At 43.5% G+C, this 14,134-nt stretch carries 13 protein-coding genes and 1 tRNA gene; 1 reads left to right on the top strand and 13 read right to left on the bottom strand.

The window, feature by feature from the left end:
• Positions 1–62 precede the first annotated feature (62 nt).
• The 6 genes from IRB79_RS25200 to IRB79_RS25225 form a co-directional block, all read right to left on the bottom strand.
• Entirely contained in the window at positions 63–1,247 is a 1,185-nt protein-coding gene (locus IRB79_RS25200) for a phosphoglycerate kinase (protein ID WP_243505880.1), read from the bottom strand.
• Positions 1,248–1,646: 399 nt separating this feature from the next.
• Positions 1,647–2,654, bottom strand: coding sequence for a type I glyceraldehyde-3-phosphate dehydrogenase (gene gap / locus IRB79_RS25205; protein WP_243505881.1), 1,008 nt, complete (start codon positions 2,652–2,654; stop codon positions 1,647–1,649).
• A 45-nt stretch (positions 2,655–2,699) separates the two neighbouring features.
• Complete coding sequence (locus IRB79_RS25210) at positions 2,700–3,722, bottom strand: sugar-binding transcriptional regulator (RefSeq protein ID WP_243505882.1); 1,023 nt, start codon at positions 3,720–3,722, stop codon at positions 2,700–2,702.
• A gap of 135 nt (positions 3,723–3,857) precedes the next feature.
• Positions 3,858–4,106 carry a glutaredoxin family protein gene (locus IRB79_RS25215; protein ID WP_243505883.1) on the bottom strand — a complete coding sequence of 83 codons (249 nt, stop codon included), beginning with the start codon at positions 4,104–4,106 and terminating at the stop codon, positions 3,858–3,860.
• Positions 4,107–4,123: 17 nt separating this feature from the next.
• A complete protein-coding gene (rpoN, locus tag IRB79_RS25220) occupies positions 4,124–5,455 on the bottom strand; it encodes an RNA polymerase factor sigma-54 (RefSeq protein ID WP_243509656.1) in 1,332 nt (443 codons plus the stop codon).
• 358 nt (positions 5,456–5,813) lie between these two features.
• Positions 5,814–5,885, bottom strand: a tRNA-Arg gene (locus IRB79_RS25225).
• Between the two features lie 305 nt (positions 5,886–6,190).
• Between IRB79_RS25225 and clpP the strand changes: the two genes are divergently transcribed.
• Positions 6,191–6,796 carry an ATP-dependent Clp endopeptidase proteolytic subunit ClpP gene (gene clpP / locus IRB79_RS25230; RefSeq protein ID WP_009331821.1) on the top strand — a complete coding sequence of 202 codons (606 nt, stop codon included), beginning with the start codon at positions 6,191–6,193 and terminating at the stop codon, positions 6,794–6,796.
• Between the two features lie 43 nt (positions 6,797–6,839).
• Here the strand turns inward: clpP and IRB79_RS25235 are convergent, their stop codons facing one another.
• From IRB79_RS25235 to IRB79_RS25265, 7 genes are all read right to left on the bottom strand, one after another.
• The gene (locus IRB79_RS25235) at positions 6,840–7,097 is read right to left on the bottom strand and encodes an HPr family phosphocarrier protein (RefSeq protein ID WP_243505884.1); all 258 of its coding nucleotides are present in this window, start codon (positions 7,095–7,097) and stop codon (positions 6,840–6,842) included.
• Between the two features lie 29 nt (positions 7,098–7,126).
• Positions 7,127–8,077 carry a DNA-binding protein WhiA gene (gene whiA / locus IRB79_RS25240; RefSeq protein WP_221879529.1) on the bottom strand — a complete coding sequence of 317 codons (951 nt, stop codon included), beginning with the start codon at positions 8,075–8,077 and terminating at the stop codon, positions 7,127–7,129.
• A 118-nt stretch (positions 8,078–8,195) separates the two neighbouring features.
• Positions 8,196–9,173, bottom strand: a complete 978-nt coding sequence (locus IRB79_RS25245) for a gluconeogenesis factor YvcK family protein (RefSeq protein ID WP_243505885.1) — start codon at positions 9,171–9,173, stop codon at positions 8,196–8,198.
• The gene (rapZ, locus tag IRB79_RS25250) at positions 9,170–10,063 is read right to left on the bottom strand and encodes an RNase adapter RapZ (RefSeq protein ID WP_221879531.1); all 894 of its coding nucleotides are present in this window, start codon (positions 10,061–10,063) and stop codon (positions 9,170–9,172) included. The genes IRB79_RS25245 and rapZ overlap by 4 nt, the downstream gene beginning before the upstream one ends.
• A gap of 28 nt (positions 10,064–10,091) precedes the next feature.
• Positions 10,092–10,550, bottom strand: coding sequence for an 8-oxo-dGTP diphosphatase (locus IRB79_RS25255; protein WP_113883709.1), 459 nt, complete (start codon positions 10,548–10,550; stop codon positions 10,092–10,094).
• 512 nt (positions 10,551–11,062) lie between these two features.
• The gene (trxB, locus tag IRB79_RS25260) at positions 11,063–12,013 is read right to left on the bottom strand and encodes a thioredoxin-disulfide reductase (protein ID WP_243505886.1); all 951 of its coding nucleotides are present in this window, start codon (positions 12,011–12,013) and stop codon (positions 11,063–11,065) included.
• Between the two features lie 126 nt (positions 12,014–12,139).
• Complete coding sequence (locus IRB79_RS25265) at positions 12,140–13,639, bottom strand: tetratricopeptide repeat protein (RefSeq protein ID WP_243505887.1); 1,500 nt, start codon at positions 13,637–13,639, stop codon at positions 12,140–12,142.
• Positions 13,640–14,134: the final 495 nt, after the last annotated feature.

Here is a 14,134-nt window from a genome sequence, read left to right on the forward strand (position 1 = left end):
CACGTCCTTTCATGCATTTTATTATGGTCAATAGGCAGGGCAAAAACTGCCCCTATCATAAATTATTTATCGTTTAAAGCAACTACGCCAGGCAGAGCCTTTCCTTCCATAAACTCAAGGGAAGCGCCGCCGCCTGTTGAGATATGGCTCATGCGGTCAGCAAGATGGAATTTCTCAACTGCTGCTGCAGAATCGCCGCCGCCGATGACTGAATATGTATCATTCGCTTCTGCTAAAGTCTCAGCCACAGCTCTTGTTCCGCCTGCAAATTTCTTCAATTCAAAAACACCCATCGGCCCATTCCAGATTACCAGCTTGGAATTCTGGATTACATCGCTATAGATTTCACGAGTTTTAGGTCCGATATCAAGTGCTTCCCAATCAGAAGGAATTTGTTCAATTGCTACTGTTTTAATATTGGCTTCCTCGGAAAAATCGTCTGCTACCACGACATCAACAGGCATATAGAAGTTCACGCCTTTTTCTTTCGCTTTTTCCATAAACGATTTTGCAAGGTCAATTTTATCTTCTTCTAAAAGTGACTTTCCTACTTCATGGCCGTTAGCTTTTACAAACGTATAGGCAAGTCCGCCGCCAATGATCAGGTTGTCTACCTTTTCAAGAAGGTTTTCTATTACACCGATCTTATCTTTAACCTTTGCACCGCCGATAATGGCTGTAAATGGACGCTCAGGATTTGAAAGAGCTTTTCCAAGTACATCAAGTTCTTTTTCCATTAATAGTCCTGATACTGCAGGAAGGTGCTGCGCAATTCCTTCCGTTGAAGCATGTGCACGGTGTGCTGCTCCAAAGGCATCGTTCACATACACATCAGCAAGCTCAGCAAATGCCTTAGCAAGTTCAGAATCATTCTTTTCCTCGCCAGGATAGAAACGCACGTTTTCAAGAAGAAGAACATCTCCTTCACCTAACGTGGCAACCATTGCTTTTACAGAATCTCCATATGCTTCATCGGCCTTCTTCACTTCTTTGCCAAGAAGCTCGGACAAACGCTTTGCTACTGGTGTTAAACGCAAGTCTTCAACAACAGAACCCTTCGGACGGCCCAAATGGCTTGCTAAGATCACTTTAGCACCCTGGTTAGTCAAATACTCAATCGTTGGAAGAGCTGCTTTGATGCGAGTTTCATCTGTTACCTGTCCATCCTTCATCGGCACGTTGAAATCAACCCGGCAGAAAACACGCTTACCTTTTAACTCAACATCTTTTACGCTTTTTTTGTTCATAGCAAAAGGACCTCCTTACCAGGAAAAGCGGAAGCCCCTTGCCCAAGAGGTAAGCAGACTAAAAACGCCACGTCCTGTGGCAACGTCTGTATAAACCGCATCCCTGCGGTCCTCAAGCATAAGACGAGCGCTGGCAGAAGGCGTTCTTTGCCTTCAGAAGCGATTGGCCTATGACTCGAGCCCCTAGGCGCTGGAGCTAGACACCATCCCAGTTAAATATTTTTACTTTTTGCTTTAAAACAAAAGGGAGAGGGATTGTTTCCCTGCTCCCCTTTTACCCTTATCCATTATAGACGTTAGCGATTTTAATATCCAACAAGATGAGGTATTTTTTTAGAGAAAAATTTCACCTTGAGAATGCTTCGCAAAACGAATATTTTTCTGGAAAAGATTTATCTATTAAAGCCCTTTTTGAGCGATGTAGTCAACAAGGTCAACTACACGGTTAGAGTAACCAGACTCGTTGTCATACCAAGAGATGACTTTCACCATGCTGCCTTCCATAACCATTGTAGAAAGGGCATCAATTGTAGAAGAAGCCGGGTTTCCGTTGTAGTCGCCAGATACTAATGGCTCTTCGCTGTATGCAAGGATGCCTTTTAGTTCGCCTTCAGCAGCTGCTCTAAGAGCGCTGTTTACTTCTTCTGCTGTTACATCTTTGTCAAGCTCAGCAACAAGGTCAACTAGAGAAACGTTTGGAGTTGGAACACGCATAGCTCCACCGTTCAATTTGCCTTTTAGTTCAGGCAATACTAGAGATACTGCTTTTGCAGCACCCGTAGTTGTTGGGATGATGTTTTCTGCTGCTGCACGGGCACGGCGATAGTCTTTGTGCGGCAAGTCAAGGATCTGCTGGTCATTTGTGTATGAGTGAACAGTCGTCATCATACCGCGCTTGATTCCGAAGCTGTCGTTCAATACTTTTGCAAATGGAGCCAAGCAGTTTGTTGTACAAGATGCGTTTGAGATTACATGGTGGTTTGCAGGGTCATATTTATCATGGTTAACACCCATAACCACTGTGATATCTTCGTCAGTTGCAGGAGCTGAGATGATTACTTTCTTCGCGCCAGCTTCAAGGTGTTTCGCAGCGTCAGCACGCTTTGTGAAACGGCCAGTAGATTCTACTACTACTTCTACGCCAAGATCTCCCCATCCTAATTGAGCAGGATCGCGCTCAGCAAGCACTTTTACTTTATGGCCGCCAACAACAAGGTAATCGCCGTCAACTGTTACTTCTTCATTTAATGTTCCGTGTACGGAATCATATTTTAAAAGGTGTGCAAGCATGTTTGCATCTGTAAGGTCATTTACTGCTACAACCTCTACATTAGGGTTATTAAGAGCTGCACGGAAAACAACACGCCCGATTCTTCCAAATCCGTTAATACCAACTTTAACTGCCATGAATATTTCCTCCTTAGAAAGGTAGATTTTATATTTGAAAAGGGATTACCCTTTTAACAACTGTTTTGCTGCACCTTCATCTGTCACTAAAATGGTAGAGGATGGTGCCCGTTTCATGTATGCCGCGATGGCTTTTGCCTTTGAGGAACCGCCTGCCACTGCAATGACATGTTCAATATGGGATAGGTCATCCAGCTGAAGGCCGATGGTCTGAACCTTATGTACAACCTCGCCGCCTTCATTGAAGTAATAGCCAAAAGATTCGCCTACTGCCTTGGCATGCTTGATTTTCTCAAGATCTTCTTCACTGGTTTTGCGGCGTTCCGCCATTGTAATAGCGTCCCCAATCCCGTGTAAAACCATGCTTGCAGATTTGATCTGGGTGATTACTTCTTTAATATTGGGTTCTTTAATGATGCTTTCATACATCTCCCTGCTCACCTGGTCCGGTACATAAAGAACGCGGTGCCTGGAATCTGTATGATCAGCCATTTTTGCACAAATGGTGTTAGCCTGGTTTTTAACATCCTCGCCAATTCCGCCCCGTGCCGGCACAAACAGCCAATCCCGTTCAGCAAGATCGGGAGTAAGCATCTCCGCTACGGCTGCCATTGTGGATCCGCCGGTAACTGCGATGATATTTTTTCCTTTGAGCCTTGATTTCATACACAGCGCTGTGGCCCTGCCAAGTTCCTGCTTCACCCATGGAGATTCATCGCTGTTTCCGGAAACAATGATAGCCCGGCGAATGCCAAGTTTTCGGGATAACTCCTGCTCCATTACGGCTATACCCGAAATATCCCTCATTATTCCTTCAAGAGCTTCAAGCAACTCCTTGCCATCGGAAGTAAGACTCATTCCCGTACTTGAAATGCGGATCAGGTTCTGGTCTTTTAAAAACTCAACCTCACTTCTCAGCACTCTTTCCGTCAGGCCTAAACTTACTGCAAGGCTCCTTCTTCCAACCGGCTCCATCAGCCCTATGTAATGAAGAATCCCATAGCGCTTCTGCATAACCGCAAGCATATCAGGCAATAATCTTTTTTGAATATCAATTAGTGAGTACATCCGGAAAGCTCCTTCATCATATGTGGTCGTTTTTTGTCCCGCATAGACATATTATGTCCCACTTGCCACAAAAAAAATCACCCTTGCTTCTCCTTCATAATAGCAAGAGTGAGTATTGAAATCAACTGATAAAACTCAGTTTTTTTCTGTAAGCGCTTCACTTAATGTAATGGCATCAATATGCCCGAACTGCACTTCGCTCCCATCAATTTCAACAACCGGAATCATGAGCCCATACTTCTCGGTCAGTTCATCGCTCTCATCAATGTCTTTCTCAATTAAGGTAAAATCATATTCTTTCTTTAATTCCACTATTACTTCCTTAGCTTTATCACACAGCGGGCATCTGCTGCGTGTATAAAACACTATCTCTGGCTGTTTCAATCAGCAAATCCCCTTTGTCAGTCATACCTTTTCCGTTTCGATGATGATGGGATGCCCAGCTGATCCCGATATTTTGCAATCGTCCTTCTGCTGACAACCATCCCCTCTTGTTCCTTCAGCAACTTCACAAGCTCTTGATCGGATAAAGGCTTTTGCTTATTTTCCTCTTCAATCATTTTACCAATAATCGTCTTTACCTGCTGTGAAGATGTATTTTCATCAGATGTTGTTTTGATCGTGCTTGAGAAGAATGATCTCAGCTCATACGTCCCATATGGCGTTTGCGCATATTTTTCCCGGACAGCACGGCTGACAGTTGATTCATGTATTTCGAGTTCATCTGATATTTCCTTCATGGTCATCGGCTTCAGATGAGAAGGCCCTTTTATAAAAAAGTCCTGCTGTTTTTCAACGATTTTAAGTGTCACATTCGCAAGAGTCTCTTTTCTCTGCTCGATGCTCCTCATGATCCATTGGTAATCCTGGTGCTTTTCCTGTAAAAAGCGGCTGACATTTCGGTCTCCAGTGGCCGAAAACTTTTTATAATAGCCTTCATTAAAACTGATTTTAGGAAGCACTTCATCAAAAACACTGACGGAAAAAGAGCTTCCATCCCACTTAATAATCACGTCCGGTGTTATATATGCGGATTTCTCGCTTTGAAAGGATGAAGCCGGTCTTGGATTCAAGGTCTGCACGAGGTCGAATACCTCCTGAATCTCTTTTAGCTCCACACTGAGCTGCTTGGCAATCTCCTTCCATTTCTTTTCCGCAAAAAAGGTAAAGTAGTCATCTATAATGATTTCAGCCAGTTCATTTCTCTCTGGCAATCTCTTAATCTGCAGGGACAGGCACTCCTGAAGATTTCTCGCGCCAATGCCAGCAGGCTCAAGTTCCTGCAGCTCTTCAAGCATTTGTTCCACATTTTCAAGGGGCATCTGGAGAGTCTTGGCAGCTGTCTGCAGATCCCCTCGAAAGTAACCGTTTTCATCAAGGCTCTCAATAAGATGCTCAATCACTTTTTGTTCGTCCTTGTTTAATTTCAAATGAAGCTGCGATTTCAAGTATTCATCCAGCATCATCGTCTTTCCGCAGCCAATCTGCTCAATCCAATTTATTTTATCTTTTTCGACTTTTGTTCTCGTCAGTTTGACACGGTCATAACGGGGATCCATCGTCTTGACATGACCGGACTCTACTTTTAAAAGGGGATTTTCAAGCGCTTTGTTTTCCAGGAATGCAGAGAGCTCCTGTGTGCTGTATTGCAGAAGGGCAATCGCCTGCGTCAGCTCCTGTGTCATTGTTAATTTCATTGTCTGCTGCTGCCATAACCCAGCTTTCAAATTCATCATACATTCCCCCTGTCCCCATTTTACAATATTCCCGGTAAATGTTGTATGGAAATATCTTGGCAAATGTCAATCGCACCGGCACTTCTCCATCTTTCTGAATACTTCACAATATGCATGGCAGAGGGGAGAATATTCATTTTTTATGGTGAAAACTGCGGATTTTAAGGATTTTTTAGTAATTCAGGCTTAAATTCAGGAAGTTTTTTTGATTATGTGCGGATAGAGGAAATTTATTTGTGGATAAGGCCAATTTACTTGCGGATAAAATTTTTTATGTGCGCATAGGCCGAATTTATTTGCGGATAGCGTAAAAAGTAAAAACTCCCTGTCCATATCAGACAAGGAGTTTTGGCAGCGCCCTCGGCAGGAATCGAACCCACATCTCAAGAACCGGAATCTTACGTGCTATCCGTTGCACCACGAGGGCAAATATTTTAATAGATGGCTGACCATGCGCTCAGCCGCTACGATAACTAATTATATGATATGTTTATTCACTTTGCAAGCCTCCTTTTAGTTTAAAAATTGGAACAATGGGTATCATGGAATGAGATAGCACAGCACAGAAAAATGTGTCGAACGAATCAAACACAATTTCCATGCGATTCGTTTGACCTTAATTGACCATCAGTGTATCATGATAATACATAGGAGTTAAAAAATTTTCTTTACTTGGAAGAACATGCTTGTTCATCTTGTATGTTGACCTTATCTTGAAGGAGGAATTGGAAAATGAACTTAATCCCTACAGTCATTGAACAAACAAACCGCGGTGAGCGCGCTTATGATATTTACTCCCGCCTTTTAAAAGACCGCATCATTATGCTGGGAAGCGCAATCGATGACAATGTGGCAAACTCAATTGTTGCCCAGCTTTTATTCCTTGAAGCAGAAAATCCTGAAAAAGACATTTCCATTTACATTAATAGCCCGGGCGGAAGCATTACGGCTGGTATGGCTATTTATGATACGATGCAATTCATTAAGCCGAAGGTACAAACCATTTGTATCGGTATGGCAGCATCCATGGGTGCATTCCTTCTTGCTGCTGGAGAGAAAGGCAAGCGTTTTGCCCTTCCAAACAGTGAAGTCATGATTCATCAGCCGCTGGGCGGAGCTCAGGGACAGGCGACTGAAATCGAAATCGCTGCAAAGCGCATTCTTTTCCTTCGCGAAAAATTAAACACAATTCTTTCAGAGCGCACTGGACAGCCGCTTGAAGTCATTGCGAGGGACACTGACCGCGATAACTTTATGACAGCTGAAAGAGCTCTTGAATACGGTTTGGTTGACCAAATCATTACTAGAAACTCTTTAGATGAGAAGAAAGATAAATAATAAGCATAAAAAAACAACTCGCATCTTCCCGATGCGAGTTGTTTTAGTTTTCCTTCTGAATATAGTTTGACAGTGCTTCAAGAGCTTCGTTTTCGTCGTTCCCCTCAGCCTTGAGGGTAATAACTGATCCTGAGCTTACAGCCAGACTCATTAGCCCCATTATGCTTTTCGCATTTACCTTCTTTCCGTCCTTCTCCAGAAAAATATCGGATGAGAACCGATTGGCCTCCTGTACGAACAATGCCGCCGGACGTGCCTGTAATCCTGTTTTCAGCTTAACTTCAACCTGTTTTTCCGCCATTGTATATCTCCTCCCTGCTGATACCTCTGTCAGTGAGCATCTATAGTGTCGCCCGCCCGGAGTTTCTCAGCGATTTCATCTATTTTTCTTAATCTGTGATTAATACCCGATTTACTGATATTTCCGCCTGAGACCATTTCCCCAAGCTCTTTTAAGGTGACATCCTGGTAAGCTACACGCAATTCGGCAATTTCCCTCAGTTTGTCAGGCAGAACCTGAAGTCCGACAGTTTGATCGATGAACCGGATATTTTCCACCTGACGCAAGGCAGCTCCGATTGTTTTGTTTAAGTTCGCTGTTTCACAATTTACGAGTCGATTGACCGAGTTTCGCATATCGCGGACAATCCGGATGTCTTCAAATCGGAGCAGAGCAGCGTGTGCTCCAATAATATTTAGGAACTCCGTTATTTTTTCGGCTTCCTTTAAATAAGTGATATAGCCCTTTTTCCGTTCAAGCGTTTTGCTATTCAGCCCGAACGTATTCATCAGTTCACAAAGGGAGTCATTATGCTCCTTGTAAAGTGAAGAGATCTCTAGATGATAGGAGGAGGTCTCCGGATTATTAACCGATCCCCCGGCAAGGAATGCACCGCGCAGATAAGAACGCTTACAGCATTTCTTTTTTATGAGCTCATTGGAGATATCGTGTGTAAATACGAATCCCTCGCTTAAAATTTTCAGATCATCAAGAATTATGCTGGCCTGTTCCGTTAGCCTGACAATATAAACATTGTTCTTTTTCAGCCGCATTTTTTTCCGGACCAGGAGCTCAACCTGAACGTTGTAATTCCTTTTAATCAGTGTGTAAATCCTTCTTGCGATTGCTGCATTCTCCGTCTGAATATCCACAATCAATTTCCGGCTGGAAAAAGAAAGGGAACCATTCATCCTGATCAAGGCGGACAATTCCGCTTTTCCGCAGCAGTCTTTTATTTCCAGGTTCGTCAATTCTTTTTTCGTTTCCGAAGCGAAAGACATCCCTTCACCTCCTATCCGCAAAAGCGCTAAGCCAGTGGCATATAAAAAGATATTCTTAACTGAGCAAACGTATGCACAGTTTATTTTTTACCGGCAAAAGCCCTTTCACACCTATATATTACGCGTTAAAACGCCTATTGGTTTCATGTAAAAGCAAATTATAAAGCATCTGGGCAACTTCTTTTGTATCATGGCGAATGATCCCGCCTTCGTGGCTGACAATTTCACCATGCATAATTTCAAGGCCCAGTTCGGTAAGAGCACCTGTATCATACACAACAGGCTTTGCCATTTCCTCGCTGTACCGCTCCTGAATATGAGGAGGAATTTCTTCATTGTTTACCAGAATGGTATTGATAAAAGCACAGCCCATATGATCATATAGTGCTTTTACATGATCGCTTGCCGTATAATCGAGTGTCTCCCCTGCCTGTGTCATTAAATTGCATATATACACCTTTTTCGCTTTCGAATGACAGACCTCACGTCCCAGCCTAGGGACAAGCAGGTTTGGAAGAATACTGGTATATAAGCTTCCAGGCCCAATGATGATCATATCAGCCTGTCTGATTGCCTGCAGTGATTCAGGCAGGGCTTTAATATTTTTGGGCGTTAAAAATACCCGCTTAATTTTTTTACCGGAATAAGGAATTTTTGATTCTCCCGATACTATGGTCCCGTCTTCCATTTCAGCATGAAGGACCACACTCTGGTTAGCAGCCGGCAACACCTTGCCCCTTACGTTTAACACCTTGCTCATTTCCTGAATCGCATGAACAAAGTTTCCTGTAATCGAGGTCATTGCCGCGAGAATTAAATTGCCAAGCGAATGCCCGGATAACTCATTGGATGTCGCAAAGCGATGCTGGAACATCTCCTCAATGAGCGGCTCCACGTCTGAAAGAGCTGCCAGCACATTGCGGATGTCACCGGGCGGCGGAATATGAAGATCATTTCTCAATCTTCCTGAACTGCCGCCATCATCGGCAACTGTCACAATGGCAGTTATATCAACAGGGTATTGTTTTAATCCCCTTAAGAGGACAGGAAGCCCTGTTCCTCCTCCGATGATGACGATTCTTGGCTGTCGGTTCATTTGATGTTTTCCTTTCTCCTCTCGATGTCACGGTGCGTGATTGCCGTATGGTAATCCTTGCTGTAAAAGTCAGCGATATATTCTGTCAGCGCTACCGAACGATGCTGGCCTCCCGTACAGCCGATTGCAACGACCAATTGAGCTTTCCCTTCCCGTTTATAATGCGGAAGCATAAAGCTCAGCAGCTCCGTAACCTTTTCGAGAAATTTACTAGTTTCGGTCCATTTCAGCACATAGCTGGATACCTCTTCATCTAATCCTGTCTTCGGCCTCATATGCTCAATATAATGCGGATTCGGAAGGAATCGGACATCGAATACCAGGTCGGCATCAATTGGAATTCCATGCTTAAAGCCAAAAGACATGACGTTAACCGTAAATATTGTTTTTTTATTCAATGAGAATTCCGTTAGAATTTTCTCGCGCAATTCCCTCGGCTTCATTTGCGATGTGTTATAAATAAGCTGGGCCCTGCCTTTTAATTCTTCGAGCAGCTCCCGTTCAAGCTTTATGCCTTCAAGAGGCAATCCTGATGGTGCAAGGGGATGGAATCGTCTTGTTTCTTTATATCTTCTGACGAGTGTCGAATCATCCGCATCAAGATATAAAATTTGCGGGGTGACCCAGGATGTCTCGGATAATTCATCCAGCGCTTTAAATAAGTGGTCAAAAAACTCACGGCCGCGCAAATCCATCACCAATGCCACCTTATTCATTTTATTCCCTGATTCCTTCATAAGTTCAAGGAACTTCGGCAGCAGCGTCGGCGGCAAATTATCTACACAGAAGAAGCCAAGATCTTCAAAGCTTTGGATGGCTACTGTTTTCCCTGCCCCTGACATTCCCGTAATAATCACCATTTGAGTATCATTAACTGCACCCGTACTCATTTATAATTTCCCCCTGTTTCTGTCAAATTCAGCTTGGATCCAGCCTATAACTAAGCAGTTCAAAATCTGGCGTATACGTAAATGTTCCATAAATCATGCCCTGTCCATGAATCATATACTCCAAAATATGTGAATCTCCGGCAGCCATCGGCAGATTCTTAATCTCTGAAAACGGATGCCAGCGAAGCTTGCCTTCCTCTGATTCATCCAGGTTCAGCCCATCAGAAGCTGTAGCCAGAAAAGTAAACATCATCCACTCCTGTACGACCTTATCGCCATCCTTCATGATGAACGTAAAAATTCCTTTAATATTCGGATTGCGCAGATAGATGCCTGTTTCTTCCCTGAACTCACGGATGCACGAGTCCCTCACTGATTCACCAGGCTCCATCTTTCCGCCCGGAGCCACCCACCAGCCTCTTCTCGGCTTTTGTAAAAGCAATACTTTATCGTCTTTAAGTAACACACAGTTCGTGACTCGCTGCAACACATTTCACCTCTAATTTCCGAAATCATACCGCTGCCGCCTTTCCATGAAATCGCTTAAAGCACAGGCTGGCTAACGTTCTTTTCCTATTCATTTCATTATACTATTTTTGTCTTAGAGCCACAATGAATACAGATTTCCAAAAAACATTCTTCAAAAGTTACAGTATTTTACGCAAAAAAAGAGCACAGGCATATGCCTGTGCTTTAAAAAGGATTATATCTTTAAAAGGGGGTCAATTTCTATTCCTATATTACCCGAAATTTATTTCATCAAGGTTACAGGAGAATTAAAACCACATGACTTTTTGTAAATCTTTTCAACCAGTGGCTATTTTTTCTAAGGAACAAAAGCAGAAGCGCCTTGCTCACCCCCGACAAGCACAAGTCGAGCCGACCGGAAAGGTGTTTTTTCCTTTCTGGGCGGATTGGCCTGTGACCTCGAGGGGGTAGGCGCTGGAGCTAGACGTAAATAAAAGGCATACAATCCATAGGACCATATGCCTGCTCACATTATTTTTTCGCTTTAAGGCTTTCTTGTAATTCTTCCACATAGTGCTGGGCGCTTTGTGCTGCGATGCTTCCATCACCTGTAGCTGTAACAATCTGGCGAAGGGATTTTTCGCGGATATCCCCAGCTGCAAAAATGCCTTCCACCTTTGTTTCCATTCGGTCGTTTGTTTCAATATAGCCATTGCTGTTCGTAATGCCAAGGCTTTCAAATGGCTTGGAAAGAGGAACCATGCCGATATAGATGAAGACACCATCTGCCTTGAATTCTCTTTCTTCACCGGTTTCAGCAGACACAAGAGTTACGCTGCCTACCTTTCCGTCCTTATCATTGACTTCCTTCACTGTAGTGTTCCAGATAAAGTCGATTTTTTCATTATCAAACGCACGCTGCTGCAGGATTGCCTGCGCACGAAGCTGATCCCGTCTATGAACGATTGTCACTTTAGAGGCGAAACGGGTCAAATATACGCCTTCTTCAACAGCAGAGTCACCGCCGCCGACAACAACAAGCTCTTTGCCTTTAAAGAATGCGCCATCACAGACCGCACAATAGGATACACCGCGCCCGCCAAGCTCTTTTTCACCAGGAATGCCAAGCTTTTTGTACTCCGCACCAGCAGAAATAATTACAGAGCGTGCTTTATATTGCTTCGATCCCGAAACAACAGTTTTGTATTCCTCGCCGTCAATGATTTCTTTAATATCTCCATACGCATATTCAGCGCCAAATTTCTTCGCATGATCGAACATTTTGGTGGATAAATCCGGCCCTAAAATATGGTCAAAACCAGGATAGTTTTCCACTTCTTCTGTATTGGCCATTTGTCCGCCTGGAACACCGCGTTCAATCATTAGAGTAGACAGATTTGCACGAGATGTATATACAGCAGCAGTCATCCCTGCCGGCCCTGCGCCAGCGATAATGACGTCATAAATTTTTTCTTCAGTCACAGCGATTCACTCCTTCAGTAATCAGAATTCCAGTATTTTACTAAACCACTCTATAAATACGTATTATAGTATGACCTTCTTACTGTTATCCTATAAAATTGGCTCGTGTTTCGTCCAAACATCTGCTCACTGAAGGCGTTCGTTCACCGATTTTACATATTTGCCCATCGTCGAAGCGGAAATGCCGTATCTCCCTGCAATTTTTGATTGGGAAACCTTTTCGTTTCGAAGCTTATGCCAGACATACTCAATTGCTGCAGCCCAGGCATTTTTGTTTTTTATATTCTGCCGGTTATTTGTCAATTCAGCAAATATAGTAAACCACATTAAATATAGTCCGGCTTCCACCGTGCCAATCGGATGGTAGTTTTCATAAAACAGTTCAGCTGTCTCATGTGCAGCCTGAACCTGGGCAGGCGCTTCCCGGTCAGTTTTCACAAAAGAAAGATATTCCTTCTCCATAGCTGAAAACTTATTGTTTCGCACAATTGCTTCAGACGTCAAAATTTCATCTCTTCTGCTGGATACTGACGTAAGGAAAAGGCCGAATAGCCGCTCTTCGATATAGTCGCTTTCCAGCTTTTTTAGAATGGATGAATAATGGTCTTCAAAGCCGCTGCTGGTTACTTTTTCATCGTTCCAGGGCTCAAATCCTTCTTTTTCCGGATTAATCTCGATGGCTTTCTTCCATGCCGATTTCGCCATCTCTTCACGGCCCGTGAAATATGCGGAATAGGATAGCCAGTAATAAAATGGTCCGTCCCCTTCAAAGCCTTTCTTTTGAAGCTTACGAAGCCATGCAAAGGCAGCCTCATACTCGCCGGTCAAAGCAAAAGTGGCACCAAGCTTGAACTGATGTTCAATTGAAAGCGGCTTAATTTTTTTCAGAGCCTCTTTCAACAAGCGCACCTGCCTGAAATCCCGCTCGTAAAAAGCAAAGACAAGCTTGTTGCACAGAGCGTGGAGATTACCCGGATTTTCTTCCAGCACCTTCTCTAAAATATCTGATGCCTTTTGCACTTCTCCAAGGTAAAAATACGCCAGGGCCAAATTGTTATATGCGGACCAATACTCCGGATACTCATCAATAACAGAGTTCAGGATTTCAACCGCTTTTGGAAAATGGCCGGACTCCAGCAATTCCCGTGCGTGTTCCTGCTTCGTAATCAGGTCATCCTGCTCGTAAAGCTCGTCATCCAAATCTTCCGCCTCAAGCGTCAGTAGTTCCAGCAGATCCTCTGTATCTTCTGTAAACTCTCCGTCCCGATCCAAATCCAGATACGTATTTGCATGCGTGTAAGCATCTTTGAAAAGGCCCAAATGAGCATAGTTGTTGGCAAGGAAATAATGGCATTCCACCATATCCTCATCAAGCTCCTCCAATATAATATGAAGCAGCTGATTCGACTCCTGATACTCACCCATTTCTGAATGAACAATCGCAAGCTGGCAGATAATCATCGGTTCACCCGGCTCAAGCTGCATCGCCCGCATTAAATATTTCTTTGCTTTATGAAAATCCCTGCGGTGGTACGCCTTAATCCCTTTGGAAAAATAGTACTCACCATTCGGGATAAATGACAGTAACTTTCCCTTTTGGTGTCTAGCTTTAGAGTCTTTACTCATGAAATCCTCCATAAATGTTAGTAACTAAAGTAGTATATCACACGAACAAGCCTGTAGAGAAGGGAAGAAATGACAATACTATTTCCAGCCTTAATTTTTTATTGGAAATCTTATCGCGGTTATGTTTTAAAGGGTTATTGCGCTGATTTGGGGTGATGGTGTTCGGATCGGAAATATTCTGGCAGTTTGGCGGCGGATGATAGCGGCGGCCTCTGTTAGTACCGGTGTGGGGGCTGTTGAGGAAATCTAATAAACTTCTGGATATATGAAGAGACCTCTTTTGATATTTTATAGAAGTTTAAGATATCAAGCTTTTCTGGAGATCCTTATCTGTAAGTGGAGTTTGGGATCTAGCTGCTGAAAATAAAGATGGCGACAGCCTGCAGTACTGGCGGTTTCCTAAATTGGGCTCCAGTAGTTGGTGAAGAAGCTGCCACCACATGCAATAAGGATTTTAGAATTAAAAATGGAAAGTGTTCTCTGTTTCCGGCTGCA

Source organism: Cytobacillus oceanisediminis (assembly GCF_022811925.1).
Taxonomy (GTDB): domain Bacteria; phylum Bacillota; class Bacilli; order Bacillales; family Cytobacillaceae; genus Cytobacillus; species Cytobacillus oceanisediminis_D.

Bases quoted from the DNA above. Each gene is read 5' to 3' on its own strand.
- IRB79_RS25210 (WP_243505882.1), bottom strand. From the start codon at position 3,722: ATGTACTCACTAATTGATATTCAAAAAAGATTATTGCCTGATATGCTT.
- rpoN (WP_243509656.1), bottom strand. From the start codon at position 5,455: ATGAATTTGAAAGCTGGGTTATGGCAGCAGCAGACAATGAAATTAACA.
- IRB79_RS25245 (WP_243505885.1), bottom strand. From the start codon at position 9,173: ATGAACCGACAGCCAAGAATCGTCATCATCGGAGGAGGAACAGGGCTT.
- clpP (WP_009331821.1), top strand. From the start codon at position 6,191: ATGAACTTAATCCCTACAGTCATTGAACAAACAAACCGCGGTGAGCGC.
- IRB79_RS25200 (WP_243505880.1), bottom strand. From the start codon at position 1,247: ATGAACAAAAAAAGCGTAAAAGATGTTGAGTTAAAAGGTAAGCGTGTT.
- IRB79_RS25235 (WP_243505884.1), bottom strand. From the start codon at position 7,097: ATGGCGGAAAAACAGGTTGAAGTTAAGCTGAAAACAGGATTACAGGCA.
- rapZ (WP_221879531.1), bottom strand. From the start codon at position 10,063: ATGAGTACGGGTGCAGTTAATGATACTCAAATGGTGATTATTACGGGA.
- IRB79_RS25265 (WP_243505887.1), bottom strand. From the start codon at position 13,639: ATGAGTAAAGACTCTAAAGCTAGACACCAAAAGGGAAAGTTACTGTCA.
- whiA (WP_221879529.1), bottom strand. From the start codon at position 8,077: ATGTCTTTCGCTTCGGAAACGAAAAAAGAATTGACGAACCTGGAAATA.
- gap (WP_243505881.1), bottom strand. From the start codon at position 2,654: ATGGCAGTTAAAGTTGGTATTAACGGATTTGGAAGAATCGGGCGTGTT.